The 25,839-nt window shown below is 72.0% G+C and carries 17 protein-coding genes; 6 read left to right on the top strand and 11 right to left on the bottom strand.

The window, feature by feature from the left end; all coding sequences use genetic code 11:
• Window positions 1-5 precede the first annotated feature (5 nt).
• The 5 genes from OG507_RS27390 to fxsT all read left to right on the top strand — a co-directional run bounded on the left by OG507_RS27390 (window position 6) and on the right by fxsT (window position 9,908).
• Complete coding sequence (locus OG507_RS27390; protein WP_327369820.1) at window positions 6-3,476, top strand: SAV_2336 N-terminal domain-related protein; 3,471 nt, start codon at window positions 6-8, stop codon at window positions 3,474-3,476.
• Window positions 3,477-3,794: 318 nt separating this feature from the next.
• Window positions 3,795-4,004, top strand: coding sequence for an FxSxx-COOH cyclophane-containing RiPP peptide (gene fxsA, locus OG507_RS27395; RefSeq protein ID WP_327369821.1), 210 nt, complete (start codon window positions 3,795-3,797; stop codon window positions 4,002-4,004).
• 301 nt (window positions 4,005-4,305) lie between these two features.
• Entirely contained in the window at window positions 4,306-5,445 is a 1,140-nt protein-coding gene (locus tag OG507_RS27400) for an FxsB family cyclophane-forming radical SAM/SPASM peptide maturase (RefSeq protein ID WP_327372114.1), read from the top strand.
• The gene (locus OG507_RS27405) at window positions 5,442-6,833 is read left to right on the top strand and encodes an aKG-HExxH-type peptide beta-hydroxylase (protein ID WP_327369822.1); all 1,392 of its coding nucleotides are present in this window, start codon (window positions 5,442-5,444) and stop codon (window positions 6,831-6,833) included. Before OG507_RS27400 ends, OG507_RS27405 begins: the two co-directional genes overlap by 4 nt.
• An 81-nt stretch (window positions 6,834-6,914) precedes the next feature.
• Window positions 6,915-9,908, top strand: coding sequence for an FxSxx-COOH system tetratricopeptide repeat protein (fxsT, locus tag OG507_RS27410; protein ID WP_327369823.1), 2,994 nt, complete (start codon window positions 6,915-6,917; stop codon window positions 9,906-9,908).
• A 98-nt stretch (window positions 9,909-10,006) separates the two neighbouring features.
• Here fxsT and OG507_RS27415 read toward each other — a convergent pair whose 3' ends face one another.
• The 10 genes from OG507_RS27415 to OG507_RS27460 form a co-directional block, all read right to left on the bottom strand.
• Window positions 10,007-13,852: a multifunctional oxoglutarate decarboxylase/oxoglutarate dehydrogenase thiamine pyrophosphate-binding subunit/dihydrolipoyllysine-residue succinyltransferase subunit gene (locus OG507_RS27415; RefSeq protein ID WP_327369824.1), complete on the bottom strand. Its 3,846-nt coding sequence runs from the start codon at window positions 13,850-13,852 to the stop codon at window positions 10,007-10,009.
• A 257-nt stretch (window positions 13,853-14,109) separates the two neighbouring features.
• The gene (locus OG507_RS27420; RefSeq protein WP_327369825.1) at window positions 14,110-15,186 is read right to left on the bottom strand and encodes a HAMP domain-containing sensor histidine kinase; all 1,077 of its coding nucleotides are present in this window, start codon (window positions 15,184-15,186) and stop codon (window positions 14,110-14,112) included.
• Window positions 15,183-15,920, bottom strand: coding sequence for a response regulator transcription factor (locus tag OG507_RS27425; RefSeq protein ID WP_014154105.1), 738 nt, complete (start codon window positions 15,918-15,920; stop codon window positions 15,183-15,185). The genes OG507_RS27420 and OG507_RS27425 overlap by 4 nt, the downstream gene beginning before the upstream one ends.
• A gap of 224 nt (window positions 15,921-16,144) precedes the next feature.
• Window positions 16,145-16,837 (bottom strand): spermidine synthase, encoded by a 693-nt coding sequence (locus tag OG507_RS27430; RefSeq protein ID WP_327369826.1) that lies wholly within the window; start codon window positions 16,835-16,837, stop codon window positions 16,145-16,147.
• Window positions 16,838-16,942: 105 nt separating this feature from the next.
• Entirely contained in the window at window positions 16,943-17,566 is a 624-nt protein-coding gene (locus OG507_RS27435) for a hypothetical protein (RefSeq protein WP_327369827.1), read from the bottom strand.
• Window positions 17,563-18,906, bottom strand: coding sequence for a hypothetical protein (locus tag OG507_RS27440; RefSeq protein ID WP_327369828.1), 1,344 nt, complete (start codon window positions 18,904-18,906; stop codon window positions 17,563-17,565). Before OG507_RS27440 ends, OG507_RS27435 begins: the two co-directional genes overlap by 4 nt.
• Window positions 18,903-19,685 (bottom strand): ABC transporter ATP-binding protein, encoded by a 783-nt coding sequence (locus OG507_RS27445; RefSeq protein WP_442811026.1) that lies wholly within the window; start codon window positions 19,683-19,685, stop codon window positions 18,903-18,905. Before OG507_RS27445 ends, OG507_RS27440 begins: the two co-directional genes overlap by 4 nt.
• Window positions 19,682-20,623 carry a zf-HC2 domain-containing protein gene (locus OG507_RS27450; RefSeq protein WP_327369829.1) on the bottom strand — a complete coding sequence of 314 codons (942 nt, stop codon included), beginning with the start codon at window positions 20,621-20,623 and terminating at the stop codon, window positions 19,682-19,684. Before OG507_RS27450 ends, OG507_RS27445 begins: the two co-directional genes overlap by 4 nt.
• Before the next feature lie 14 nt (window positions 20,624-20,637).
• Entirely contained in the window at window positions 20,638-21,243 is a 606-nt protein-coding gene (locus OG507_RS27455) for an RNA polymerase sigma factor (protein WP_327369830.1), read from the bottom strand.
• A 73-nt stretch (window positions 21,244-21,316) separates the two neighbouring features.
• Window positions 21,317-22,141 (bottom strand): nucleotidyltransferase domain-containing protein, encoded by an 825-nt coding sequence (locus OG507_RS27460; RefSeq protein ID WP_327369831.1) that lies wholly within the window; start codon window positions 22,139-22,141, stop codon window positions 21,317-21,319.
• Window positions 22,142-22,382: 241 nt separating this feature from the next.
• On the opposite strand from OG507_RS27460, the gene lon reads away from it, so the two are divergent.
• On the top strand, window positions 22,383-24,806 hold the full coding sequence (gene lon / locus OG507_RS27465; protein WP_327369832.1) for an endopeptidase La: 2,424 nt from the start codon (window positions 22,383-22,385) through the stop codon (window positions 24,804-24,806).
• 94 nt (window positions 24,807-24,900) lie between these two features.
• Here the strand turns inward: lon and OG507_RS27470 are convergent, their stop codons facing one another.
• Entirely contained in the window at window positions 24,901-25,659 is a 759-nt protein-coding gene (locus OG507_RS27470) for a polysaccharide deacetylase family protein (RefSeq protein ID WP_327372116.1), read from the bottom strand.
• Window positions 25,660-25,839 lie beyond the last annotated feature (180 nt).

The following is a 25,839-nucleotide window of genomic DNA, read 5'->3' on the forward strand; positions in this document are numbered from 1 at the left end:
CACTGATGGCCAGGGGCGCGCCACGGCACGGACCGGACGGGGGAGGCGGCTCGGGCACCGGCCCTGACTACGGCACCGACAACGGCTCCGACTACGACGCGGCCGAGGGCGCGGCGCCGGTGCCCCAGTCGTACGACGGAGGCCTGCTGCCCGTATTCGTCGCCCGGTTACGCGAGGCCGGGCTCGATCCCGATGTCGAGCAGCTTTGTGACGCCCTCTGGCTGGCCCGCTGGACCCGTCACCCCGACGCGCCGGACGACGAGGAGAGCGCCCCGCCGTCGCTGCCCGATGGCCCGGACCAGCATTCCCGGCCCGTCGTGAATCCCGCCCCGCCGGTGACCGGTCGCGACGAAGCGCCGGACCCCGCACCGGAGGGCGACGCGCCCACGGAGCAGCGGGACCCCGGTGACGCCGACCCGCGGATCGCCCTCTACCCCGTACCCCGCACCGCCGCACCACCCACCGGCCGCGGCGGCCGGGCGAGGGTGCTCACCGTCGGTGTGCCCGCCGCCCCCGCCCTCCCCGCGCCGCTGGAACTCCAGCGCGCCCTGCGCCCGTTGCAGCGCTACCGACCGGCCGTCCCGCCGCTGCGCCGCACCCTCGACGAGACGGCGACCGCTGAGCTCAGCGCCCGGGCCGGCGGCGTGATCATGCCGGTGTTCCGCGGGGTGTCCCGGGGCGAGGCACTGCTGCAGTGCGTCATGGACGCCTCCTCCTCGATGCTGGTGTGGGACCGGATGTTCGGCGAACTCCAGCGGATCTTCGGCCAGTTGGGTGCCTTCCGAGACGTCCAGGTGCGCTATCTGCATCAGGGGCCCGACGGCGCCGCCGCGGTGAGCCGCAGCCCCGATCCGGCCGCCGCGCCGCTGAACTCCGCGGACCGGCTGAGCGATCCGACCGGCCGCCGCGTCACCGTCCTGGTCAGCGACTGCGCCGGGCCGCTCTGGCACAGCGGCCGCGCCCACCGGCTGCTGCACCGGCTGGCCGCACAGGCCCCGACCGCCGTGCTCCAGCCCCTGCCCCAGCGGATGTGGAACCGGACCAGACTGCCGGTCACCTACGGCTCGCTGTCCCGGGGAGAGGGGCCCGGCGGAGCCGCCGTACTGAAGGTCACGGAGCACGGCGGAACGGGCCCCGCCGTGCATCCGGGCGCCCTCGCGGTTCCCGTACTCCCGCCGGTGGAAGGCGCGTTGGCGGCCTGGGCGAGGCTGCTCTCCGGCACGGGCGCGGGGCAGATCTCCGGGGCCGTCGGCTGGGTGCGGGCCGATCAGCCCGCGGCGGCCGCGCAGCGCCCAGGCGATGGCCTGTCCTCGCTCCAACTGGTCAGCCGCTTCCGCTCGGCGGCCTCCCCGGCCGCCGGACAGCTGGCCGTCTACCTCGCGGCGGCCCCGCTGTATCTGCCCGTGATGCAGCTGGTGCAGCGCACGATGCTGCCCCACTCCGGCCCGTCCGAACTCGCCGAGGTGCTGCTGAGCGGACTGCTCTCGCGCAGCAGGGCGGAGGACGGCGGCGGGGACGGCGGCCGGAGCCAGTGGTACGAATTCGCGCCCGGCGTCCGGGAAGCCCTGCTCGGTCCGCTGGGCCGGGACGAGGCGCTGCTCGTGCTCAAGCACTGCTCGCAGTACATCGAGCAGCGGTTCGGGAAGGGCGGGCCGAACTTCCCGGCCCTGGCCTTTGCCCAGCTCGGCGAGGGCAGATACGGATCGGCGCGGCCCACGCACACCACGGGCACCCTGGAGAACGGCGTGCCCGACGGGGAGATCGAAGAGGGTGACGAGAACGGGGAGAGCGGCGCAAGCGGCGGGTCGCGCGTCCCCCACCCCTTCGCCGAGGTCGCGGTCCGCGTACTGGAGCGTTTCATGCCCCTGCCCGAGCAGTTCGTCGTCCGGACCGACCGGGACGGTTACCACAGCCCCGTCCAGACGCCCAACGCGGCGGTGGAGAGCGCCCGAGTCCTGCTGCGGCACTTCGAGTCGGACGGCATGGTGCAGTACCTGATGGACGCCGTGCAGCTGCTGCGCGGCGCCACCGAGCGCGAGGAACGGCCGGGCGCCGATCCCGGGCTGTGGGCGGAGTACGCGCGCTGCGTCCTGCGGCTGTGGGAGGTGCAGGGCGATGCCGAGCTGCTCCGCGAGGCCGAGTACGCCGCAGAACGGGCCGCCGCGCACCCCGGGGCGGTACGCGAACGGGCCGTACTGGCCAAGGTGCTGCACGCCGCGGCCGACGACCGGCGCCGCCGCGGCGACCGGCGCGGCGCACTGGAGCTGCTGCGCCGCGCCGACCGCGAGTACACGGCCGCCTGCTCGGACCCCGGCCTCGAACCCGCCGAGGCCCTCCCGCTCACGCTGGAACGGGTCAGGGCCCTGGAGGCGCAGTGGCGGCTCGACGGCGACACCGCCCTGCTGCAGGCCGCGTACGGCATGCTGGAGGCGTTCGCCGATGTCTGGCCCGACCAGGAGAACCGGCCCGCCGCCCTGCCGCTGGCACACGGCCGTACCCTGCTGAAACTCGCCGGGGCCACCGTCGACACCGAACAGTCCCGGGTGTACGCCGGTCAGGCGGCACGCTCCCTGCGCACCGCGTTCGAACAGGGCGCCGGCCGGCACACCATGGGCACCGAGGTGCGCATCCTGCTGGACCTGGTGGACGCCCTGCTCGCCTCCGGCGAGGAGCCGGACGAGGCGGCGACCCTGATCGAGCAGGCCCTGGAGACCGTACGGGAACAGCGGCTGCGCGCCTCGCTCCGGACCCGGGCCGCCCGGGTCCGCGTCGCCCGCTACGAACACACCGGGAATCCGGACGAACTCGTGGAGGCGGCCGACTGGTTCGCCCGCGCCGCACGCGGCGTCCCACGCGATTCGCGGGCCCATGCCGATCTGCTGGAGGAGTGGGGCGGCACCCTGCTGCGCCGCGCCCAACTGCCCGACGGCCGCGCGCACATCGGCGCCGCGGTCCGGGTGCTGCGCGACTGCCGTACGGAGACGGCGGAGGGGAGTTCGCGCCAGGCCGAGCGGCTGCTGATGCTGGGCCGTGCGCTGATGCTGCGGCACCGGGCCACCGAGGACCGGGTCGATCTGCGCGAGGCCGAGCATCTCTTCGGGCTCGCGGCCCAGAAGGCGACCGACCCGCTGACCGCGGCGCGCTGCTGGTTGGAACTGGGCCTGTCCCACCTCGACGCCTCCCGGGTGCTGCAACGTCCGGCCCGGCTCGACGAGGCGGCCGAGGCGTTCCGGGACGCGGCCGACGCGGCCGCCACGGCCGAAGCGGAGCTGGACAGTCCGGAACAGTTCCACCAGGCGGTCGAGTTGGGTGCTACAGCCAACCACTGGCGGGGTATGACCTACGAGAGGGCGGGACGCCCCCGGGCCGCACGCGAGGCCTACCGGGCGGCCCGCCAGGAATGGCGCAAACTGCCGGACGGCGGCGGCGCGGCGGGCGAGGCGACCGCCGGACGGCTGGCGGAACTGGAGCGCTGAGTGGCGGGGCAGCGGGTGTTCGGGCGGAGCGGCCTCGGTGTGATGCGATCCGGCTGAGCGCGCCGTGTGCGACCGGCGTACGACCTGCGCCGGTCGATGGCATGCTCAAGAAGGCGTATGCCCGGTTGTGCGGGGCATGGGTACGGATGGGACCGGTGCGGGCGCGATCCGCACGGCGGCCCACGGCACGAACGGCAAGTGCGCCATCGCAACGCGAGCAGATGTACGTGTGTCAGGGACACGGGCTCCACGGGATGCGCTCAACGGCGAGCGAGTCACCGCAGCCCGATGCGGAAGTACGCGGTACGGGGAGGCGTGATGAGCGAGTCGATACGCAACGGCGGGCCGGGTGACGGGCCGCCCGGCGAGCCGTCCGGGGGGCCGGACGCGCTGCCGGATCTGCTGGGGCTCGATCTGGAGGCGCTGCGGACACTGGACCACCCGGTCCTCTCCGAGGTGGTCGCGGATCTGCGCGGCCGGGCCGAGCAGCCGCGGGAAATGCTGTGGGGATTCAACAGCGCCTTCTGAGGCCGGACGCCTCGCCACCCCGCAGGACGGTGCCTCAACAGGGGCCCGGACCGCAGGATTTCGGTCCAGGGCCCTGTTGAACAGGACAACATGGACCGGTACGGGTTTGCCCGCACGGCAGGCCAGGGATACTCGCCTCGGGCCGGCAACGGGGGCCGTCCCGGCGGCTGTGCAGCACGGGGGTGCCGGAGTGTCTCGACGGACGACGCCGCACACGCCCCGACGCCCGGACACCGGCACGACCGGTCGGCGCCCCGGCACCGGCTCCTTCGGCCAACGCCCCTTCCCCTTCGGGCAGTTCATCGTCAAGGTGCACGGCCGGTGCAATCTCGCCTGCCGCTACTGCTACCTCTACGAAGGCCCCGACCGGACCTGGCGCGACCGCCCGGCCGCCGCCGCACCCGCCGTCCTGGACCGCGCGGCCGACCGCATCGCCGAACACGCCGCGGCCCACGGACTGCGCGACACCGCCCTCGTCCTGCACGGCGGCGAACCCCTCCTCGCGGGCGCCGACCGGCTGGCCGCCCTCGCCGGCCGGGTGCGCGCCCTGGTGCCCGCGGACTGCACCGTCCACGCCACCGTGCAGACCAACGCGACCCTCCTCACCGACGCCCGCATCGCCACCCTCGCCCGGCACGGGATACGCATCGGCATCAGCCTCGACGGCGGTCTGGCCACCCACAACACCCTTCGCACCGACCACGCCGGACGCCCCTCCTGGCCCGCCGCCTCGCGCGGCGCCCGGCTCCTCGCCGAGCGGCACCCCGAGGCGTACGCGGGCATCCTCACCGTCGTCGACCCGCGGACCGACCCGGTCGAGATGTACGAGTCGCTGCTCGCCCTGCGCCCGCCCGGCCTGGACCTGCTCCTGCCGCACGGCAACTGGACGAACCTCCCGCCCGGCCTGCCCGGCGCGGGGACCGCCCCCATGGGACCGGGAACGGGCCGCCCGACCCCGTACGGCGACTGGCTCACCGCCGTCTTCGACCGCTGGTGGCGGGCCGGCCGGCGCGAGACCCGGATCCGGCTCTTCGAGGAGTGCCTCGCCCTGCTGCTCGGCCTGCCCGCCGCCACCGAATCCCTCGGCCTCGACCCCGTCAATGCCATCGTGGTCGAGACCGACGGGTCGATCGAGCAGGTGGACTCCCTCAAGTCCGCCTACGACACCGCCGCCGCTACCGGCCTCGACATCTTCCGCCACAGCTTCGACGACGCCCTGCGCCACCCCGGCGTCGCCGCCCGTCAGGCGGGCGCCGACGCGCTCGCCGCCGCGTGCCGCGCCTGCCCGCTGCTGACCGTCTGCGGCGGCGGCCACTACGCACACCGCTACCGCGCAGACAACGGCTTCACCAACCCGTCCGTCTACTGCGCCGATCTCGAACGGCTGGTACGCCACATCGCGGGCCGGCTGTCCGACGCAACCGCAGGAGCACACCGATGAGCCCCCCACTGCCGGACCACATGCTGCGACAACTCGGCCGCACCGAGGGCGACGCCGACACCCTCGGCATCCTCGTACGCGACCAGGACACCCGTCGCCTCCTCCTTCTGCGCGCCCTGCTCGACGCAGCCGGTGCGGCCCCCGCGACCGTCGTCCCGCCCCGGGCGCTCGACCGGCTGCGCCAGGACTGGGCGCTGCTGGAGACCGCCGAATGTGCCGACCGGGCCGCCGTGCGCACCGTCCTGCTCCACCCCCTCACGGGCCCCTGGGCCCAGCGCTGCCTGCGCGGCCTCTCCGGCACCGCCCCCGGCCCCGAACTCCCCGTCGACCTGGACCACTTGAGCGTTCTCGCCGCAGCCGCCGCGATCCGTGCGGGAGTCGCCGTCACGACCCGGCTCACCGCCCACGACGGACTCCTGTCGCTGCCCACCCTGGGAGCCCTGCGCACTGCCTCGGGCCCGGTCGGCATCTCCTTCGCCGAAGGGGAATTGACGGTGCGTGAGGCAGGCGGCCGGCCACCCCTCACCGTGCGTGCGCAGCAGGACGGAACGGCCTGCTCGGCCGACCCGCGCTGGCTGCCCGTGCTCGCCCTGTCCGCCGTACTGCCCGGCACCGGACCCATCCCCCTGGACGACGTCGACCCCTACCGCACGGAAGGCCCCGGGATCCGGCGCCAGGGACTGAGCGCCGCCACCCACATCGACGACCACGAACGCAAGGCCTGGGCCGATTCCTGGTCCGGCATCGAGCCCCTGCTCCGGATCGGCGGCGAGCACCGCCTCACCGAAGCGGCCGTCCTGCTGCGCTGCCTGGTACCGCTCGGCCCGCCCCCGGGCTCCGGGCCCATCGGCGAGGGCGCCGCACACTGCAGCGGCACCAGGCGCGAGGCCTTCGGCGCCGTCCTCAGCAGCAAACCGCCCACCTCCGCCTACTTCGCCTCGACCCTCGTCCACGAACTCCAGCACACCAAACTGGCCGCGCTCAGCACCCTCGTACGCCTGCACCACCACGACGCGACACCGCGTCACTTCGCCCCCTGGCGCACCGACCCCAGGCCCTTCGACGGCCTCCTCCAGGGCGCCTACGCGCACATCGCGCTGGCCGACTACTGGCAGCGGTTCGCCCTCGGCGCGCGACGCGTCACCCACCGCGACCTCGCCTGGGCCGAGCACGCCCGCTGCCGCGAACAGGTCGGGGCCGTCCTGCCCGTGCTCGCCGGATCGGCGGCACTGACCCGCGAAGGCCGGGTGCTGGTCGACGAGATGATCACGCTCTACCACCGTCTGGACGATTGTCCGCCCCCCACGGGTCATCTCGCGCGCGCGGAGGCGTACGTGGCCACCGCCAAGGTGATATGGCAGCAGAGGAACGGCTCGCGAAGGCAGTGAGCCACCCCGTCGAACCGATCGGAGCCGACCATGCTCCGGTGTATGTTGACAAAGCCCGTATCGAGGCAGGGAGATGGTTGAATGCCCGGAACGCGTAGGCAAGTTGGAGCAACCGGGGTGCAGACCGTCACCATCAGTTTCGCCGGTTTCAACCGCGCCTGGGCGGCGTGGATCGCGGACCGCCTGGAGCGCCGCGGAGTGACGGTCGTCGTGCAGCGCTGGGACCCCCCGGTGGAGGTGCCGCTGGAGGAGTCGCTGCGGGATCTGACCCTGTCGCGCGGCCGCGTCCTGGTGATCCTCAGCGACTGGTACTTCCAGCTCGGCCCCCGCAGCCACGACGAGTGGAACAGGGCCCTGCGCGAGGTCGTCGCCGCCGACCCCGACCGCTTCGCCGCCGTCAGCGTCACCACCTCCGCGCTGCCCGGCGCCACCTCGGTCTTCGGCGCCGCCGACCTCACCAACGTCGGCGCCGACGAGGCCGAGCGGCGGCTGCTCGTACGCCTGGGCCTGCCCACCGAACCGCTGTCCGAGCCCGTGGCGGCCGGACAGGGACCCCGGTATCCGGCCGACACCCCCGAGGTGTGGGGCGGGGTGCCGCGCCGCAACACCCGCTTCACCGGCCGCGAGGAGCTGCTCAGCAAGGCCTACCGGTCCCTCCAGGACGCCGGACCCGGCGCCGGGGTCGTCACCCTGCACGGCATGTCCGGCGTCGGCAAGACCCAGCTGGCCGCCGAATACGTCTACCGCTTCGGCTCCGAGTACGACGTCGTGTGGTGGGTGCCCGCCGACCGGCGCGCCCTCTACCGCCAGAAACTCGCCGAACTCGCCCCCGAACTGGGCCTGTCCACCGGCGCCGAGTACGGCGAACGGCTGCGCGCGGTACGCGACGCTCTGCGCCGCGGCGAACCCCACTCCCACTGGCTCCTCGTCCTCGACGGCGCCGACGAGCCCGAGCACATCTGGGACCTGGTGCCGACCGGCCCCGGACACGTCCTGATCACCTCCCGCAACCCCGAGTGGAGCGAGCACAACAGCAACCTCGTCGAGGTCCCCGTCTACGCCCGCGACGAGTCCGTCGCCTTCATCCGCCGCAGGGCCCCGCGCCTGACCCCGGCCGAGGCCGACCAGCTCGCCGACGCCCTCGAAGACCTCCCGCTGCTCCTCGACCAGACCGCCGGCTGGCTCAACGACTCCGACATGTCGGTCGAGGAGTACATCGAACTCCTGGAGGACGGCATCGACCAGGACGTCGTCAAGGTCTCCGCCGACTTCCCGCTCGCCTTCCAGACCGCCTGGTCGATACTGCTGAACAAGCTCAAGGACACCGTCCCCGAGTCCGTCGACCTGCTGCGCCTGTGCAGCTTCTTCGCGCCCGGCTCGATCCCCGTACGGCTGCTGAGGGAAATGCCCCCCGGCGAACTGCCGGAGCAGCTCTCCGGCCTGATGAACGACCCGCTGCTGTGGAACAGGGCGATCGGCCAGCTCCGCCAGTACTCCGTGGTCCGGCTGGAGTCCCACGAGTCGGTCGTCGACGAGGCCTCGTCCGGCGAATCGCTCTACATGCACCGCATGGTCCACCAGATCATCGGCAAGGACATGCCGGAACGGGACCGCCGGGAGTTCATCGAGGTGGTCCGCCGGGCCCTCGCGGCCGCCGACCCCGGCCGCCCCACCGACACCCGGCTGTGGCCCGCCTACGCCGAGATCACCCCGCACCTGAAATGGGCCGACGTGCTCAGGAGCACCGACCCGGCGGTGCAGACCCTGGTGCTCAACTGCCTGCGCTACATGTACCTCTCGGGGGAGTACCGGGCCGGCATCAAGCTGGGCGCACGTGCCATGGACGCCTGGCGGGAACTCCTCGGCGAGGACTACCCCAGGGTCTGGGACCTCAGATACCACTACGCCAACCTGCTGCGGGCCGTCGGCGACTACGCCGGTACGGAGGCCATCGAGCGGGCCGCCGTCGACCATCTGCGCGCCGAACGCGGCCCGCAGGACCTGGAACACCTGCGCGCCGCCAGCGGCCTCGCCGCCGACCTGCGGGGCCTCGGCCGGTACGACGAGGCGCTGAACATCTCCGGCTGGATCCTCGACGCCTACCGCGAACTGCTGGGCGACCAGGACTCACGCACGCTCAACGCGCAGAACAACCTGGGCACTTCGATGCGCCTGCTCGGCCGGTACGAGGAGGCGCTCGAACTCAACCGGCGCACCCTGGAGGCCAGGCGACGGCTGCTGCGCCCGCGCCACAGCTGGACGCTCTACTCCGAGATCAACTACGCCACCGACCTGCGCCTGCTCGGCCGGTACGGCGACGCCCTCTCGCTGCAGAACCAGAGTGCCCGGGTGCACCGGCTGGTGATGGGCTCCGACAACCCGCAGACCCTGCGCGCCGAGCACAACCTCGCGCTCTGCCAGTACCGCTCGGGGGAGCGCGCCAGGGCCGCGACCCTGTTCACCCGGGTGCTCGAACGGTCCGAGCGGGTGCTCGGCGAGAACGATCCGCTGACGATGATGTTCGCGGCCAGCCAGAGCTTCTTCGCCCGCGAGCACGCCGACATCGACCAGGCCAGGGACATAAGCGAAAAGGTCATCGCCGGCTATGTGGACATGCTCGGCGAGGGACACCCGTATGTGGCCGGGACCCGGGCCAACCACGCCCTGATCCTCCGTAACGTGGGCGAGCGGGAGCACGCGCACACGCTCCTGGAGGAGTCGCTCGCCGACATGACGCGGGCGGTGGGGGAGAACCACCCCTGGACGCTGGGCTGTGCGATCAACGCCTCGGCGCTGCGCAACCTGGTGGGCGACCCGGAATCCGCCGCCGCGCTGACGGACTCGGTCATCACCAGGGCGATCGAGGTCCTCGGCCGCACCCATCCGCTGACCCTCTCCGCCCGCATCGCGCACGCCGCGGACCTGCGTGGCGTCCGGGACCGGCAGCGGGCGGAGAAGATCGAGGCGGAGGCGCTGGGCGATCTGGAGGCGACCCTGGGCGCCCAGCACGTCCACACGGTCTCGGCGCGCTCCCGCAACCGTCCGTACTGGGACTTCGAACCGCAGATGATCTGACCGGGCGATCCGAAGCAGGCTGCGGCAGACAGGCCGAAGGGCCCGGCCCCGCGATCGACTCGCGGGGCCGGGCCCTTCGGCCTGCGTACAGCGACCGGTCAGGCCTCGAAGACCTCGGTGACCAGCTGTGCCTGCTCGGCCTGGTGGCGCTTGGCCGAGCCGACCGCCGGGGACGAGCCGTGCGCCCGCGAGATGCGGCGCAGACGCTCACCGTGCGGGACGTCGGCGCCGACGGCCAGGTCCAGGTGGTCGATCAGGTTCAGGGCGATGAACGGCCAGGCACCCTGGTTGGCCGGCTCCTCCTGGGCCCACAGGTACTTCTCGGCGTTCGGGTACTTGGCGATCTCGGCCTGGAGCTCGGCACCCGGCAGGGGGTAGAGGCGCTCCAGACGGATAATCGCCGTACTGGCGGCTGCAGCGTCCGTGACGCCGCGCCTCTCGCGCTCGGCCTCCAGGTCGTAGTAGACCTTGCCGGCGCAGAAGACGACCTTGCGGACCGCGTTCGGGTCGACCGAGTCGTCGCCGATCACCGGGCGGAAGCCGCCGGTGGTGAACTCCTCCGCCTTCGACGCGGCCGCCTTGAGGCGGAGCATCGACTTCGGGGTGAAGACGACGAGCGGCTTGTGGTGCGGGTTGTGCACCTGCCACCGCAGAAGGTGGAAGTAGTTCGACGGGAGCGTCGGCATGGCGACCGTCATGTTGTTCTGCGCGCACATCTGGAGGAAGCGCTCCGGGCGGGCGGACGAGTGGTCCGGGCCCTGGCCCTCGTAGCCGTGCGGCAGCAGCAGCGTGACGCCGGAGGTCTGGCCCCACTTCTGCTCGGCCGAGGAGATGAACTCGTCGACGACGGTCTGCGCGCCGTTGACGAAGTCACCGAACTGGGCCTCCCAGATCACCAGCGACTCCGGGCGGGCCAGCGAGTAGCCGTACTCGAAGCCCATCGCCGCGTACTCGCTCAGGAGCGAGTCGTAGACGTTGTAACGGGCCTGGTCGTCGGAGAGGTAGAGCAGCGGGGTGTAGTCCTCGCCGGTCACCTGGTCGACGAGGACCGCGTGCCGCTGGCCGAAGGTGCCGCGGCGGGTGTCCTGGCCGGCGAGCCGGACCGGGGTGCCCTCCATCAGCAGCGAACCGATGGCCAGGGTCTCGCCCATGCCCCAGTCGATCGTGCCGTTCTCCACCGAGGACGCGCGGCGCTGCATCTGCGGCATCAGACGGGGGTGGACGGTGATCCGGTCGGGGATGTTGACCTGGGACTCCGCGATGACCTTCACGACCTCCTGGGAGACCGCGGTGGTCACGGCGACCGGGAACTCGGGCTGGACCTCGGGGGTGTGCGCGGGAGCCGGCAGCGAGGTTGCCTCGCGGACCTCCGCGAAGACCTTCTCCAGCTGGCCCTGGAAGTCCTGGAGGGCCTGCTCGGCCTCTTCCAGGGTGATGTCGCCGCGACCGATGAGGGACTCGGTGTAGAGCTTGCGCACCGAGCGCTTCTTGTCGATCAGGGTGTACATCTGCGGGTTGGTGAACTCCGGGTTGTCGCCCTCGTTGTGACCGCGGCGACGGTAGCAGATGAGGTCGATCACGACGTCCTTGTTGAACGCCTGCCGGAACTCGAAGGCCAGGCGCGCGACGCGGACGACGGCCTCGGGGTCGTCACCGTTGACGTGGATGATCGGCGCCTCGATCATGCGCGCCACGTCGGTGGCGTACATCGAGGAGCGCGAGGACTCCGGGGCGGCGGTGAAGCCGACCTGGTTGTTGATCACCACGTGCACGGTGCCGCCGGTGCGGTAGCCGCGCAGCTGCGACATGTTGAGCGTCTCGGCGACGACGCCCTGGCCCGCGAAGGCCGCGTCGCCGTGGAGCGCGACGGGCAGGACCGTGAAGTCCGTGCCGCCCTTGTTGATGATGTCCTGCTTGGCGCGGGCGATGCCCTCCAGGACCGGGTCGACCGCCTCCAGGTGCGAGGGGTTGGCGGCCAGCGAGACCTTGATCTGCTCGCCGTCCAGACCGGTGAAGGTGCCCTCGGCGCCCAGGTGGTACTTCACGTCGCCGGAGCCGTGCATCGACCGGGGGTCGAGGTTGCCCTCGAACTCGCGGAAGATCTGCGCGTACGACTTGCCGACGATGTTGGCCAGGACGTTCAGCCGGCCGCGGTGGGCCATGCCGATGACGACCTCGTCGAGGCGGGCCTCGGCGGCGGAGTCGATGACCGCGTCGAGCAGCGGGATGACGGACTCGCCGCCCTCCAGCGAGAACCGCTTCTGGCCGACGTACTTGGTCTGCAGGAACGTCTCGAACGCCTCGGCGGCGTTCAGCCGGCGCAGGATGCGCAGCTGCTCCTCGCGCTCGGGCTGCTGGGTGCGCGTGCGCTCCACCCGGTCCTGGATCCACTTGCGCTGCTTCGGGTCCTGGATGTGCATGAACTCGATGCCGGTGGTGCGGCAGTACGACTCACGCAGCACACCGAGGATGTCGCGGAGCTTCATCATCGACTTGCCGGCGAAACCGCCGACCGCGAAGTCCCGCTCCAGGTCCCACAGGGTGAGGCCGTGTTCGGTGATGTCCAGGTCGGGGTGCTTGCGCTGGCGGTACTCCAGCGGGTCGGTGTCGGCCATGACGTGGCCGCGGACCCGGTAGGAGTGGATCAGCTCGAAGACCCGCGCGGCCTTGGTCACGTCGTTGTCGTGCGAGGCGTCGATGTCCGTGAGCCAGCGGACCGGCTCGTACGGGATGCGCAGCGACTTGAAGATCTCGTCGTAGAACTCGTTCTCGCCGAGCAGGAGCTGGGAGACGATCCGCAGGAACTCGCCGGAGGCGGCGCCCTGGATGACCCGGTGGTCGTACGTCGAGGTCAGCGTCATGACCTTGGAGATGCCCAGCTTGTTCAGGGTGTCCTGGGAGGTGCCCTGGAACTCGGCGGGGTAGTCCATCGCGCCGACGCCCATGATGAGGCCCTGTCCGGGCATCAGGCGGGGCACCGAGTGCACGGTGCCGATGCCGCCGGGGTTGGTCAGCGAGGCGGTGACCCCGGTGAAGTCGTCCATGCCGAGCTTGCCGTTGCGGGCGCGGCGGACGATGTCCTCGTAGGCCTGCCAGAACTCGAAGAAGTTGAGCGTCTCGGCCTTCTTGATGGCCGCGACGACCAGCTGGCGGTCGCCGTTCGGCTTCACCAGGTCGATGGCCAGACCGAGGTTGACGTGCTCCGGCTTGACCAGGGTCGGCTTGCCGTCCTTCACCGCGAAGGAGTGGTTCATCGTCGGCATGGCCTTGAGGGCCTGCACCATCGCGTACCCGATGAGGTGCGTGAAGGAGATCTTCCCGCCCCGGGCGCGCTTGAGGTGGTTGTTGATGACGATGCGGTTGTCGAAGAGCAGCTTCACCGGAACGGCGCGGACGGACGTGGCCGTCGGCAGCTCCAGCGAGGCGTTCATGTTCTTCGCGACGGCGGCCGAGGGGCCGCGCAGCGTCACGTACTCCGGGCCGGCCGGGGCCTCGGTGGCCTCGGCGGCCGCGGGCCTGGCCGGGGCGGGTGCGGCGGCCTTCGCGGCCGGGGCCTCAGCGGCCTTCGCCGGGGCCGCCGGAGCAGCGGCGGCGGGCGCGGCCTGCGCGGGCGCCGGGGCCACAGGGGCCTGCGCGGCCGGAGCCGGGACCTGTGCCGGAGCGGCCTGGGGCGTGGTGGCCGGTGCGACGGCCGGAGCCGCGGTCACCGCAGCCCCCGCGGCTGCGGCGCCGGGAACGGGCTTGTCCGCCGTGCCGGACGTACCCGGCTTGTAGTCGGCGAAGAAGTCCCACCAGGCACGATCGACCGAATTGGGATCCTGGAGGTACTGCTGGTAGATCTCGTCGACGAGCCACTCATTGGGGCCGAAAGCGGCAGCCGGGTTCGAACCCGGGCTGGCTTGGTCGGTCGAGATGCTCGAGTTACTGGGGGACTGAGACGACACGGCGGCAACCGCCCTCTTCCGCTTCACAAGGTGATGGACAGCGGAAATCAAGGCTACGCCTCCCCGGCCGTTCCACGCAGGCCGGGCCGGTCTTCGTCGCGCAAGTCACATCGGAAGACGGGTTTCGGTGCAGGAAATGGCGGGAAACAAGCATGGTTCCGCGTCACTTCGGGTACGTGGGACCGCGGCTACGGCCCCGTGGACCGTACCCGTTGAACGGAACACGTAGAACGTGCCCTTCCGGCTCGAACCCTATGTCAACCTCGCGGCTGCGGAATCCCCGGAAGGGTGACCTGGATGCGGCAGCCCCGAGCGGATTCGGCCACGCCGATGCGTCCGCCGTGCAGATCCACCGCCCAGCGGGCGATCGCCAGGCCCAGACCCGTACCGCCGTCGCTGCCCGGACCGTGCGGGGACGGCACCTCGCCGCGGTTGAAACGCTCGAAGACACGGTGCCGCTCGGACTCCGGAATGCCCGGACCCTCGTCGAGGACCTCCAGCGCCAGGGATTCCGGTCCGGCCCCGCGACGGGCCAGCACGGTGACCCGGCCGTGCGGCGGGCTGTGCTTGACAGCGTTGTCGATCAGATTGGCCACCACCTGGTGCAGCCGTTCCGCATCCGCGTGCGCGGTCAGCTCGGGCGGCGAGACGTCCAGATGCAGATGGACGTCCTTGCGGGTGTGGTTCCCCGAACCGGAGGACAGCCGGCGGTGCGAGGCGGCGAGGTTCGCCTCCTTCAGCACACCCGACAGATACGGCCACACCTCGAAGCGGCGGGCCTTCAGGGTGACCACCCCGTTGTCCAGCCGGGACAGGTCCAGCAGCGTCTCCACCAGCCTGCCGAGCCGCTCGGTCTGCTTCAGAGCGGTACGCATGGTCTCCGGATCGGCCGAGGAAACCCCGTCCACGACGTTCTCCAGCACGGCTCTCAGCGCCGCGATGGGTGTTCGCAGCTCATGCGACACATTGGCCACCAGCTCCTTGCGGTGCCGGTCCACGGCCTCCAGATCGTCCGCCATGCGGTTGATCGTCTGTGCGAGGTCGCCGAGCTCGTCACGCCGGTCGGCGCCGCTCACCCGTCTGGTGTAGTCGCCGTGCGATATCGACCTGGCCACGGTCGTCATCTCGTCCAGTGGCGCCGTCAGACCGTGCGCCACGAACTGGGTGATCAGCAGGGTCGCGATCACCGAGAACACCGTGATGAAGCGCAGCTCGGTCCTGGTGCGCACGGCCACCATCAGCAGCCCGGTGGTGATGAACACCGAGACCACCACGAGCGTGCCCAGCTTGGCCTTGACCGAGAAGGGGCGCAGTCCGGAACCCGGCCGGGTCATGGCGCCGGGGTCTCCAGGGCGTAGCCGACACCGTGCACGGTACGGATGCGCTCCGCACCGATCTTCCGGCGCAGCGCCTTGATGTGGCTGTCGACGGTACGGGTGCCGGAGGCGTCCGCCCAGTCCCAGACCTCGGCCAGCAGCTGCTCCCGGGAGAGCACCGCACGCGGGGTGTTGGCCAGGCAGACCAGCAGGTCGAACTCGGTCGGCGTGAGGTGGACGTCGTCGGCGCGCACCCGGACCCGGCGCTGCGCGTGATCGATCTCCAGCTCGCCGAGGCGCAGTATGCCGCTGCGTGGCGTGACCGCGGCCAGCGCCGCACGCTCGACCCGGCGCAGCAGGACGTGCACCCGGGCCGCCAGCTCGCGCATCGAGAACGGCTTGGTCATGTAGTCGTCGGCGCCGACCCCGAGACCGACCAGCATGTCGGTCTCGTCGTCCCTGGCGGTCAGCATCAGCACCGGCACCGGCCGCTGGGCCTGCACACGGCGGCAGACCTCCAGGCCGTCGAAGCCGGGAAGCATGATGTCGAGCACCATCAGGTCGGGCTGCCATGCCTCGGCCGCGTCCACGGCCGCGGGTCCGTCGAGTGCGGTCTGCACCAGAAAGCCCTCGGCCCGCAGCCGGGCGGAAATGGCGTCGACGATCGTGGCGTCGTCCTCGACCACCAGCACCCGGCGCTGCGCGCCCGGGGTGGCCGCGACACCGTTGTGGGTGGTGTGTGTCTGTTCCATCGCCCCGCCCCTGCCCGTTCTCGCGGGAGCCATTCCCCCGGAGGCACGGTCTTTGCTCGTGGATTTCGTGGGTGATCCCCGTTACCGGTCAGCAGCGTAAAGGCAGCGGACTGCTCTCGGCTACGCAGGGTGTAACGGCTTGGGCGCGACGAAGTGGCGGAGTGTCGGCCTTGTGGCGCTTGGCCCCCGGGCGTCCGGGGGCCTCGGATACCCGGTGGGGGCTCTCAGCCCGTCCGAATTGCGAGATGCACCACGTCGGGCACACCTCGGGCAACGCTGACCTCTTCCGTCCCAACCCCACTGAATCCGGCATTCCGCAGGGCCTGTTCGAAGCCGGCGGACGGTTGTGCGGACCACACCGCGAGAACGCCCCCCGGAGTGAGCCGCTCCCGGCAGTCCGCCAGACCGGCGGGCGAGTACAGGCTGGTGTTGTCCTCGGTGACGGTCCAGTCCGGTCCGTTGTCGATATCCAGACACAGGGCGTCGTAACGGTCCGTAGTCGTACGCAGATACTCGACGAGATCCGTCGTCAGGATCTCGGTCCGCGGGTCGGCGAGCGCCGCACCGGAGATCCCGGCCAGCGGCCCCTCCAGATGCCAGTCCACGATCGCCTGCTCCCGCTCGACGACGGCGATCCGCCCCCACCGCGGCTCGGCGGCGGCCCGCACGAGCGAGAAACCGACCCCGAGCCCCCCGATGAGCACCGCGGGCGCTGTCCGCCACGAGGGCAGTGCGGCCAGTGCGGCGTCGACCAGCAGCCGCTCGGAACGCCCGTCCGAGGTGTCCATCAGGAAACACCCGTTGGCGATGATCTCGAAGTCGTCCCCCCGCTCCCGCAGGACGACCTCGCCGTAGGGGCCTTCGCGGCGGTCGAGCGTGACGGGGGCGAGGGTGTCGGGGCCGTGGATGTCGGGCATGGTGCGGTCTCCGGTGGACGGCGGATACGTACTGCGACATCCTGTCCGCTCGACGCGGCCGGGGGCCAGCGGATTGCCCGAGAAGGGGGCGTACGCCGTCGGGGGTTACGCGCCCTCCGGGCGTGCGCCGCGCACCGCGAGGAGGACCGCCCCGCCCGCGTACGCCGTCAGGGCCACCGTCCACGCCGCACCCTGCGGGCCCGGCTGCATCGGCCAGGCCCACACCGCCGCCGCCCCGCCCGGGGTGTGGGGCGCCGCCAGATAGACGGCGCCGCCGTAGACCGTCATCGGCAGCCAGCTCAGCCGGGCACCGATCAGGGCGGCGGAGGCCGCGGCCACCCCGGTCGCGCCGAGCACATTGCGCACCATGCCCGGTGCGCCGTACGCCTCCGGGTGCCCCGGGACGGCCAGCGCGAGCGCCCCGGCCGCCGGCACGGTCAGGGCCAGCAGATGCAGCAGCCGCAGCGGCCACCAGCGGCGTACGGCGGTCCGGTCCAGCTCGTCGCTGTGCGTGTAAAGGCTGGTGCCGATCGCGGCGGAGGCGAGCAGCGGGGCCAGCGCGAGGACCGGGATGCGGGCGGTGTGGTCGAAGTACGGCTGGTCCTCCAGCCAGTCCGCCGCCCAGGCGGCGACGAGGACGGTGCAGGTCAGGGCGGCGGCGGTGAGGTGGAGAGCGCGGGAGCGGATATAGAGGAGCGGGAGAGCGGCGTGGGCCGGCCGGGCGTTCACAGGACCGGGACCTGCGCGGGCGTGCAGCGCTCGGGGACCGCCAGGAAGCGGCCGAGCCAGACCTTGCGGTCGGCGTCCGGCATGGCCCTGAGACGCGCGAGATAGGGCGAATTCGGATACCACGGAGAGTCCTCGCCGCTCAGCCAGACGACGACAGCGTCCTGAGTGCGTGCCGCCCGCTCGCCCTCCTTCCGGTCCTTCCCCTGCGCCCCGGCCGAACAGTCGCGGTTCACCAGGCCCAAGGCGGTTTCCGAGACATACCGGTGGGGATCGGTCAGCCGGTCGCGTGCGATGCCCCAGCCGCGCGACACATGCGCGAGAGCGGCTTCGCCGTTCTTCGGGCCGGACCGGGAGTCCACGTATCTGACCGGTGCGCCCGGAACTCCCTCCAGCCGCGAGAACATTCCTTTCAGAGCCTCGGACATCTGGGGCAGCACCGGGGACTCGGATGCGTACACGCAGATCTGCGGAGCGCCGGGGGCAGCCGCCGTGCAGACCTCGCGGGTCACGGACGGGTCGTCGCGGTAGAGGTCCTCACCGGTGTGGACGACCACCGCCCCCGCCACGGCCGCCAGGGCGAGCGGCACGACGGCCAGGTGACGCCGCCGGGCCGCGTACGCGAGCAGCACGGTGACGGCGATACCGCCCGTCCAGGCCACCAGGACCGGGGCGAACCACCACACCGGGACGGACCCTTCGAGCTGGACGTCCTTGGCCGGGCTCAGGAATTGGGCCTGCGATTCCAGATACGCCGGGAACCCCAGACCGACGTACGCGCACACCGCCAGGAGCGGAGCGATCAGCCGCCACCGCACCAGCCGGCCGACGACGAAGCCCACGAAGCCGATGGACAGCAGGAAACCGAGGTCCGCGGCGATGACCGGGACGGAGGGGCCGCCGGCCCCGGCGTACGGGGCGGTCGCCGCGAACGCCACGGCCAGCGCGAACAGATACCCGGCCGCCGACCACAGCATGACCGGCGTCGCGGCCGTCATCGTCTGCGCGAGCCGGCTGCGCGGCACCGAGAGCAGCAGTTCCGCGGTACGGCGGCGATGCTCCCGGCCGCCCTGCCAGCAGGCGGCCGCGGCGACGAGCGGACCGCCGAGCAGCGCACTCGCCGAGTGCAGCAGGCTCTGCGTCTCGCCCCAGCTGCCCTGCCACTGGGCCGCCCTGCCCCACAGCACGACGAGAAGCGTGAGGGCCACGGCCGGCCCGGTCCAGGGGGCGACCCCGTGCCGGAGCTCGGCCCGCAGCGCGGTGCGAGCCGGGTGGTGCGCCGGTGCTCCGGGGTCCGTCATCGGCGTGTGGGGCTTCGTCATCGGCGCGTCGAGGTTCGTCATCGGTGCGCCACCGCCGCCCGGTGCGCCCGCAGCGCGGCGGTGTAGGCGCGCTCGATCCGGTTGCCCTGCGGCCCGTCCGCCCCGGTGTCCTCGCTGCCGAGGGCCATCAGCTCCTGAGTCGTACCCCGGTAGGCGATCCGGCCCGCCTCGATCACCGTCACATCGGTGCAGGCCGTGGTGACGTCCTCGACGAGATGGGTCGAGACGATCACGGTGGACGTGTGGCCCAGCCCCCGTATCAGCGCCCGGAACTCGACCCGCTGCTCGGGGTCGAGACCGGCGGTCGGCTCGTCGAGCAGCAGCAGCTCCGGATCGTTGACGATCGCCTGGGCGATGCCGACGCGCCGGATCATGCCGCCCGACAGGGTCTTCACCCGGGCGTCGATCCGCTCCGCAAGACCCACCCGGTCCACCGCACGCTCCACGGCCGCGGGTACCGCCGCCGCGTCCATCTCCTTGAGCCAGGCCACATAGGCGACGAACTCGCGGACGGTGAAGCCCGGGTAGTACCCGAAGTCCTGCGGCAGATACCCCAGCCTGCGCCTCACCGCCGCCCGGCTGCGGTGATCCGACCTGGCACCGACCTCGCTGCCGAGGAGCTCCACCCGGCCGCCGGACGGCGCGGCGACCGTCGCGAGCACCCGGATCAGCGAGGTCTTGCCCGCCCCGTTCGGCCCGAGGAGCCCGTGCACACCGGGTGCGAAGTCGAGATCGACGGCGTCGAGGGCGGCCGTCCCGCGGTGCCGGACGGTCAGTTCCCTGACCTTGACCGTGCTCACAATGTCTCCAGATGGTCGAAGGATCTACGGCGTACGGCGAGCAGCGCGGCGCACACGAGCGCCCCGGCCGCCCAGCCGCCCTGTGCGGCGGTCCCGGCGAAGTACGACGCGGCCCCGGCCGCCGACTCGGCCATCCCCAGGGGGGAGGCGGCGAAGGCGGGCAGGAGCACGGCGGCCGCCCAGGCCACGGCGACGGACGAGGCGCCGGTGCGGCAGCCGACGTACGAACCGAGGGCGAGCGCCGCCAGCGTCATCGCCAGCCCAGGCAGCAGCCATGCCGCCGGGCCCGGCCCCGCGGCGGACGGGGGCAGCGCGGCCCCGGCGAGGGTGAGCGCCGGGATGCTCACGCCGAGCACCGCGGCGGTTCTGGTCAGCAGCAGCCGCACTCCGCCGGACGGGGTGGCGGCGGTGATCTCATGCATAGGGTCCGCGTGCCGTCCGTAGGAGACGACGACCCCGGCGAGCGGCAGCACCGGCGCGATGACGAGGAGCAACGGCCGCGTGGCCGCGCCGAGCCCGGCCCCGTACGCCAGAGCGAGCGCCCCGACGACCACCAGCACCAGCGCCGACAACCACGCCCCACGCAGCGCGGGCCCGGCGGCCCACAGCAGCCGGCCGATGCGGGAGGCGGGCCCGGAGAGGCCCAGGCGGCCATATCGCGCCGATGCGCAGAAACGGGCCCGGACCGGTCCGGGGAAGGCGGCCCTCGTGAGGTGTCTCTTCGGTGCGCCTTGCGCCACCACCGTCGCGAGCAGCCCCGCCCGTACCCCGTCCAGCAGCGCCGCCGCCTCCGGCCGTGTCCGTACCGCCGCCGAGACCCGCGCCGCGCACCCGTCGCACGTCTCCACGTGCTTCTCCAGGGACCAGGCCTCCGTCTCGGCCACCGCACCGGCGGCGTACCGCCCAGCCAGGTCTTCGCCCACGTGCCAATGGGTCATGCCGTCACCTCCTGTCATGCCGTGCCTCCCAGCGGACCGGCTTCCGGCGCCAGCAGTTCCAGTGCGGCGCGCAGTTCACGTCTGGCCCGCATGGCCCGGGTCTTGACCGTGCCTTCCGGTATGCCGAGGAGCCGGGCCGTCTCGCGGGTCGTCAGCCCGTCGACGACCGTCGCGCGCAGGACCTCCCGCAGCTCGGGCGAGATCCGGTCGAGCGCGGCACCCACATCGCCGTACTCCAGCCCGGCGAGCACCCGCTCCTCGGCGGACGGCGCCGCGGATGCCCAGTCCTTGCTGTCGGCCAGCTCGGCCTGTACGGCACGATCGGTGCGGGCACGGACGCGCTGTGCGTCGACGAGCCGGCGCGAGGCGATCACCCACAGCCAGCCGCCGATCTGTGTACCGCGGTGCGATGCGGCGGAGCGCCAGGCCGTCACGAAGGTGTCCTGAAGGACCTCCCGTACGGTCTCGGCGTCCGCGCAACGCCTGCTCAGCCGGGCCAGCAGCCAGCCGGCGTGCCGGTCGTAGAGCGTCGCCAGGGCCGCCGTATCCCCCTGTGCGACGGCACGCAGCAACGCGTCGTCGTCATTTCGGTCCTCCCCCGAGGGGCGCAACAGGCTCACATCTCTCTATCGGGCACCGGACCCGAGCCGGTTCATGCGCGGCTCAGGCGGCTCGCGCGCGGGGGAGCGGTGGTCAGGGACGCGGGGCCTTCACGCCGTGCACCGCGAGGTACTCGGCAGCCAGCCAGGGAGCCAGGTCGTCGATGAGCACGGCGAGGACGGCCGGGTCGGCGGAAGGGGTGCGGGCCGTGCGAGCGGCCGCCCGCATCTGCCCGATGCGCTCCGGGTGGCCCGGGTAGTACCGGGCGAACACCTCGGCGGACTCCGCCAGGTCGCTGGTCCAGCCGCCCCACCGCGGCATGACCAGGGTGAAGCCCGACCGGACGATACGTCGGGCGGCGACGCGGCTGAGGTCTCGGCGTTCGGCGTCCGTGGTGGCCTCGGCGGCCCTTCGGCGCCAGCGCGGCAGCGCGAGGTACAGGTCCCCGTTGGTCTCGCGGGCGAGCAGCGGGGTGGGGCGGTAGCTCGGCAGCTGTGCGGCGAGGTCCTCGCCCAGCAGCGGGGTGCACAGACAGGCGAGGAAGAAGCCGAGGTCGTTGCGTTCGAGTTCGCTGGTGAGGGTGTCGGCGCGGGCCAGCAGGGCGCCTACGCCGTTGATCAGGCCGAACGAGGCGTCGAGGCCGGCCTCCAAGGCGCGGGCCGCCGCTTCGTCGGCCGCCGTGGGCCCGGTGCGCAGCGCCAGCAGCAGATCCAGATCGGAGACACCGGGAACGGCCGTGCCGCGCGGAATGCTGCCGTAGAGGTACGCGCTGTGCAGCCGCGTACTGTCGAACGCTTCGACGATCCGGGCCCGGGCCGTCTCCACCACGGGGGCGTACGCCGTCGGCACCCGGCTCAGCGAGCCCTCCCGCCGGATCGTCCCGTCCGGGTTCAGCCCTCGGTCGTCGTTCACGTCCATACGGGCACTCTGCCCGCTGCCCCGCGCGGGCGCCGAATGGTTTTCGCAGGCCGGAGCGTCATCGGACCGACCGGGGCGCCCTCGGATTAAAGCGGTCGCGTCCGGGGTTCACCGCTACAGGCAGGGCCCGCTCGTGGGGCGCATCCGGTCGATCGCTCACAGCGAACACACCCCGGGGAACAATGGGCGGCGCATGAGCATTGAGTCTGCATAGCTCAACTTGACTGCCGAAGGGGAGATCATGGCTACCGAGTCCAATGCGGTCACTCCGCTCGCCCTGCCCGTGCTGCCGCTCGACGACGAGGTCGTGCTGCCCGGGATGGTGGTGCCTCTGGACCTGTCCGACAACGATGTACGCGCCGCCGTGGAGGCCGCGCAGGCCGCAGCCCGCCAGGGCGGCGGCAAGCCCGAGGTGCTTCTTGTGCCGCGGATCGACGGGACGTACACCGGCACCGGTGTCATCGGCACCGTCGAGCAGGTCGGACGGCTTTCGGACGGAGATCCGGGCGCGCTCATCCGCGGCCGTGGCCGGGTTCGGATCGGGGCCGGGACCAGTGGACCGGGCGGAGCGCTCTGGGTGGAGGGGACACGGGTTGACGCGGTCGTCCCCGACCCGCTCCCCGGAGCCGCGGCCGAGCTGGTCAAGGAGTACAAGGCGCTCGCCACCAGCTGGCTGAAGAAGCGCGGCGCCTGGCAGGTCGTGGACCGGGTCCAGCAGATCGAGGACATCTCCGCGCTCGCCGACAATTCCGGTTACTCACCCTTCCTCACCACCGCCCAGAAGGTGCAGCTCCTGGAGACCGTGGACGCGGTCGCCCGGCTGAAGCTCGCCATCCAGTGGCTCGGCGAACACCTCGCCGAACAGGACGTCGCCGAGTCCATCGCCAAGGACGTCCAGGAGGGCGTCGACAAGCAGCAGCGCGAATTCCTGCTGCGGCGCCAGCTGGAAGCCGTACGCAAGGAACTGTCCGAGCTCAACGGCGACCCGGGGGACGAGTCCGACGACTACCGGGCGCGCGTCGAGGCCGCCGACCTTCCCGCGCATGTCCGCGAGGCCGCGCTCAAGGAGGTCGACAAGCTGGAGCGCTCCTCCGACCAGAGCCCCGAGGGCTCCTGGATTCGAACCTGGGTAGACACCATCCTCGAACTGCCTTGGAACGAGCGGACCGAGGACGCGTACGACATCCGCGGCGCCCAGGCCGTCCTCGACGCCGAGCACGCGGGCCTGCAGGACGTGAAGGAGCGGATCACCGAGTACCTGGCGGTGCGCAAGCGGCGTTCCGAGCGCGGTCTCGGGGTCGTCGGCGGGCGTCGTGGCGGCGCGGTGCTGGCCCTCGTGGGGCCGCCCGGCGTAGGCAAGACGTCCCTCGGTGAGTCCGTCGCGCACGCCATGGGGCGCAAGTTCGTCCGTGTCGCGCTCGGCGGTGTGCGGGACGAGGCGGAGATCCGCGGCCACCGGCGTACGTACGTCGGCGCCCTGCCGGGACGTATCGTCCGCGCCATCAAGGAGGCCGGTTCGATGAACCCGGTCGTCCTGCTCGACGAGATCGACAAGGTCGGCTCCGACTTCCGGGGCGACCCGGCCGCCGCCCTGCTCGAAGTCCTCGACCCGGCGCAGAACCACACCTTCCGCGACCACTACCTGGAGGTCGAACTCGACCTCAGCGACGTCGTCTTCCTGGCGACGGCCAATGTGCTCGAAGCCATTCCGGAGGCCCTGCTCGACCGCATGGAGCTGGTCAGGCTCGATGGCTACACCGAGGACGAGAAGGTCGTCATCGCCCGGGACCACCTGCTCCCGCGCCAGCTGGAGCGGGCCGGTCTGGAGAAGGACGAGGTGACGCTCGACGAGTCCGCGCTGCGCAAGCTGGCCGGCGAGTACACCCGTGAAGCGGGCGTACGGAACCTGGAGCGGGCCGTCGCCCGGCTGCTCCGCAAGGTCGCGGCCCAGCACGAACTGGGCGACCGGGAGCTGCCGTTCACGGTCACCGAGGCGGATCTGCGCGCTCTGATCGGCCGCCCGCACCACGTCCCCGAGTCCGCCCAGGACCCGGCCGAGCGCCGCACCTCGGTGCCGGGTGTGGCCACCGGGCTCGCGGTGACCGGCGCAGGTGGTGACGTGCTGTTCGTGGAGGCCTCGCTGGCCGACCCGGAGACCGGGGCGTCCGGACTGACCCTCACCGGTCAGCTCGGCGACGTCATGAAGGAGTCCGCGCAGATCGCGCTGAGCTTCCTGCGGTCGCACGGCGCGGAGCTGGAGCTGCCGGTCGCGGATCTCAAGGACCGCGGAGTGCACATCCACTTCCCGGCGGGCGCGGTCCCCAAGGACGGCCCGAGCGCCGGTATCACGATGACCACGGCGCTGGCCTCGCTGCTCTCGGGGCGGCTGGTCCGTACGGACGTGGCGATGACCGGTGAGGTCTCGCTGACCGGTCGGGTGCTGCCGATCGGCGGCCTGAAGCAGAAGCTGCTCGCCGCGCACCGGGCCGGGATCACCACCGTGGTGATCCCGAAGCGGAACGAGGCCGACCTGGACGACGTCCCGGCCGAGGTCCTGGACACCCTGGAGGTCCACCCGGTGACGGACGTCCGCCAGGTGCTGGAGATCGCCCTCGCCCCGGCCACCGCGGCCAGGCCCGAGGAGAGGATCCCGGCCGCGGCGTAGGCGCCATGGCGTGACGGGCGTGGCACCACGTGCGCGACCGGTACGGACGGCCCGCCCTCCCGGAAACGGGCGGGCGGGCCGTTCCGCGTACCGGTCAGGGGCGGTACACGGTCCCCGGCACCGGCTCCGCGGGTGCCATCAGCTGCGGGACGGTGACGAACGTATAGCCCTGCTTCTTCAGCGCTTCGATGATGCCCGGCACCGCGGGCACCGTCCCCTTGTAGATGTCGTGCAGCAGGATGATGCCGTCCCTGCCCGCCTGGTCCAGGATGCGCTTCCTGATCAGCGCCGAGTCGGTGGTGGAGTAGTCCTTGGCGGTGGCGCTCCACAGGATCTGGGAGAGTCCCAGGTCCTTGCAGATGTCCGCGACGGTGTCGTCGGTGCGGCCCTGCGGCGGGCGCATCAGGCGCGGCTTCCTGCCGGTGATCGCCGCTATCGCGTCCTGCGTCTTCTCCAGCTCGGCGCGTATCTCGGAGGGCTTGCGGTCCGTCAGGATCTTGTGGGTCCAGGTGTGGTTGGCCACCTCGTGCCCCTCGGCGGCGAGTCTGCGCACCGTGTCGGGGTGCTTCCTGACGTGGTTCCTGCCCAGCAGGAAGAAGGTCGCGTGCACCTTCTCCCGCTTGAGGATGTCCAGCAGACGAGGGGTGTCCTCGCCCGGTCCCGCGTCGAAGGTCAGGGCGATGCACTTCGCCTTGCGGCAGTCCACCGGGCCGAAGGAGCCCTTGGCGTCGGAGCCCGCGTCACCCCGCGCCGAGGCCGGTGCGGTGGTCTGCAGGGAGCAGCCGCCCAGCGTCAGGGTGAGCGCCGTCACAAGGGCGGCAGCCAACGCCGTACCGGTCGGCTTCGTCTTCATGCGCAAGGCGGGTCACTCCTCTGTAGCTGAACGGGACGCACGGCGTGCGGCGTACGACAGAGAAGGACTATACACACAGTTTATACATCGAGTGTATAGAGGCTTGTGATGCCTTCCTGGAGAGGGAAATGCCTGGTCAGCTGGGGAGTCGGGGGATGCGGACATGGCAGAGCCCCCCGG

The sequence above is a fragment of the Streptomyces sp. NBC_01217 genome, assembly GCF_035994185.1.
Lineage (GTDB): Bacteria > Actinomycetota > Actinomycetes > Streptomycetales > Streptomycetaceae > Streptomyces.

Excerpts from the sequence above, each read along its gene's own strand:
- fxsA (WP_327369821.1), top strand. The coding sequence starts at position 3,795 with ATGAGCGAGTCGATACGCAACGGCGGGCCGGGTGACGGGCCGCCCGGC.
- lon (WP_327369832.1), top strand. The coding sequence starts at position 22,383 with ATGGCTACCGAGTCCAATGCGGTCACTCCGCTCGCCCTGCCCGTGCTG.
- OG507_RS27440 (WP_327369828.1), bottom strand. The coding sequence starts at position 18,906 with ATGACGAACCTCGACGCGCCGATGACGAAGCCCCACACGCCGATGACG.
- OG507_RS27405 (WP_327369822.1), top strand. The coding sequence starts at position 5,442 with ATGAGCCCCCCACTGCCGGACCACATGCTGCGACAACTCGGCCGCACC.
- OG507_RS27420 (WP_327369825.1), bottom strand. The coding sequence starts at position 15,186 with ATGACCCGGCCGGGTTCCGGACTGCGCCCCTTCTCGGTCAAGGCCAAG.
- OG507_RS27450 (WP_327369829.1), bottom strand. The coding sequence starts at position 20,623 with ATGACCCATTGGCACGTGGGCGAAGACCTGGCTGGGCGGTACGCCGCC.
- OG507_RS27425 (WP_014154105.1), bottom strand. The coding sequence starts at position 15,920 with ATGGAACAGACACACACCACCCACAACGGTGTCGCGGCCACCCCGGGC.
- OG507_RS27460 (WP_327369831.1), bottom strand. The coding sequence starts at position 22,141 with ATGGACGTGAACGACGACCGAGGGCTGAACCCGGACGGGACGATCCGG.
- OG507_RS27470 (WP_327372116.1), bottom strand. The coding sequence starts at position 25,659 with ATGAAGACGAAGCCGACCGGTACGGCGTTGGCTGCCGCCCTTGTGACG.
- fxsT (WP_327369823.1), top strand. The coding sequence starts at position 6,915 with ATGCCCGGAACGCGTAGGCAAGTTGGAGCAACCGGGGTGCAGACCGTC.
- OG507_RS27390 (WP_327369820.1), top strand. The coding sequence starts at position 6 with ATGGCCAGGGGCGCGCCACGGCACGGACCGGACGGGGGAGGCGGCTCG.
- OG507_RS27430 (WP_327369826.1), bottom strand. The coding sequence starts at position 16,837 with ATGCCCGACATCCACGGCCCCGACACCCTCGCCCCCGTCACGCTCGAC.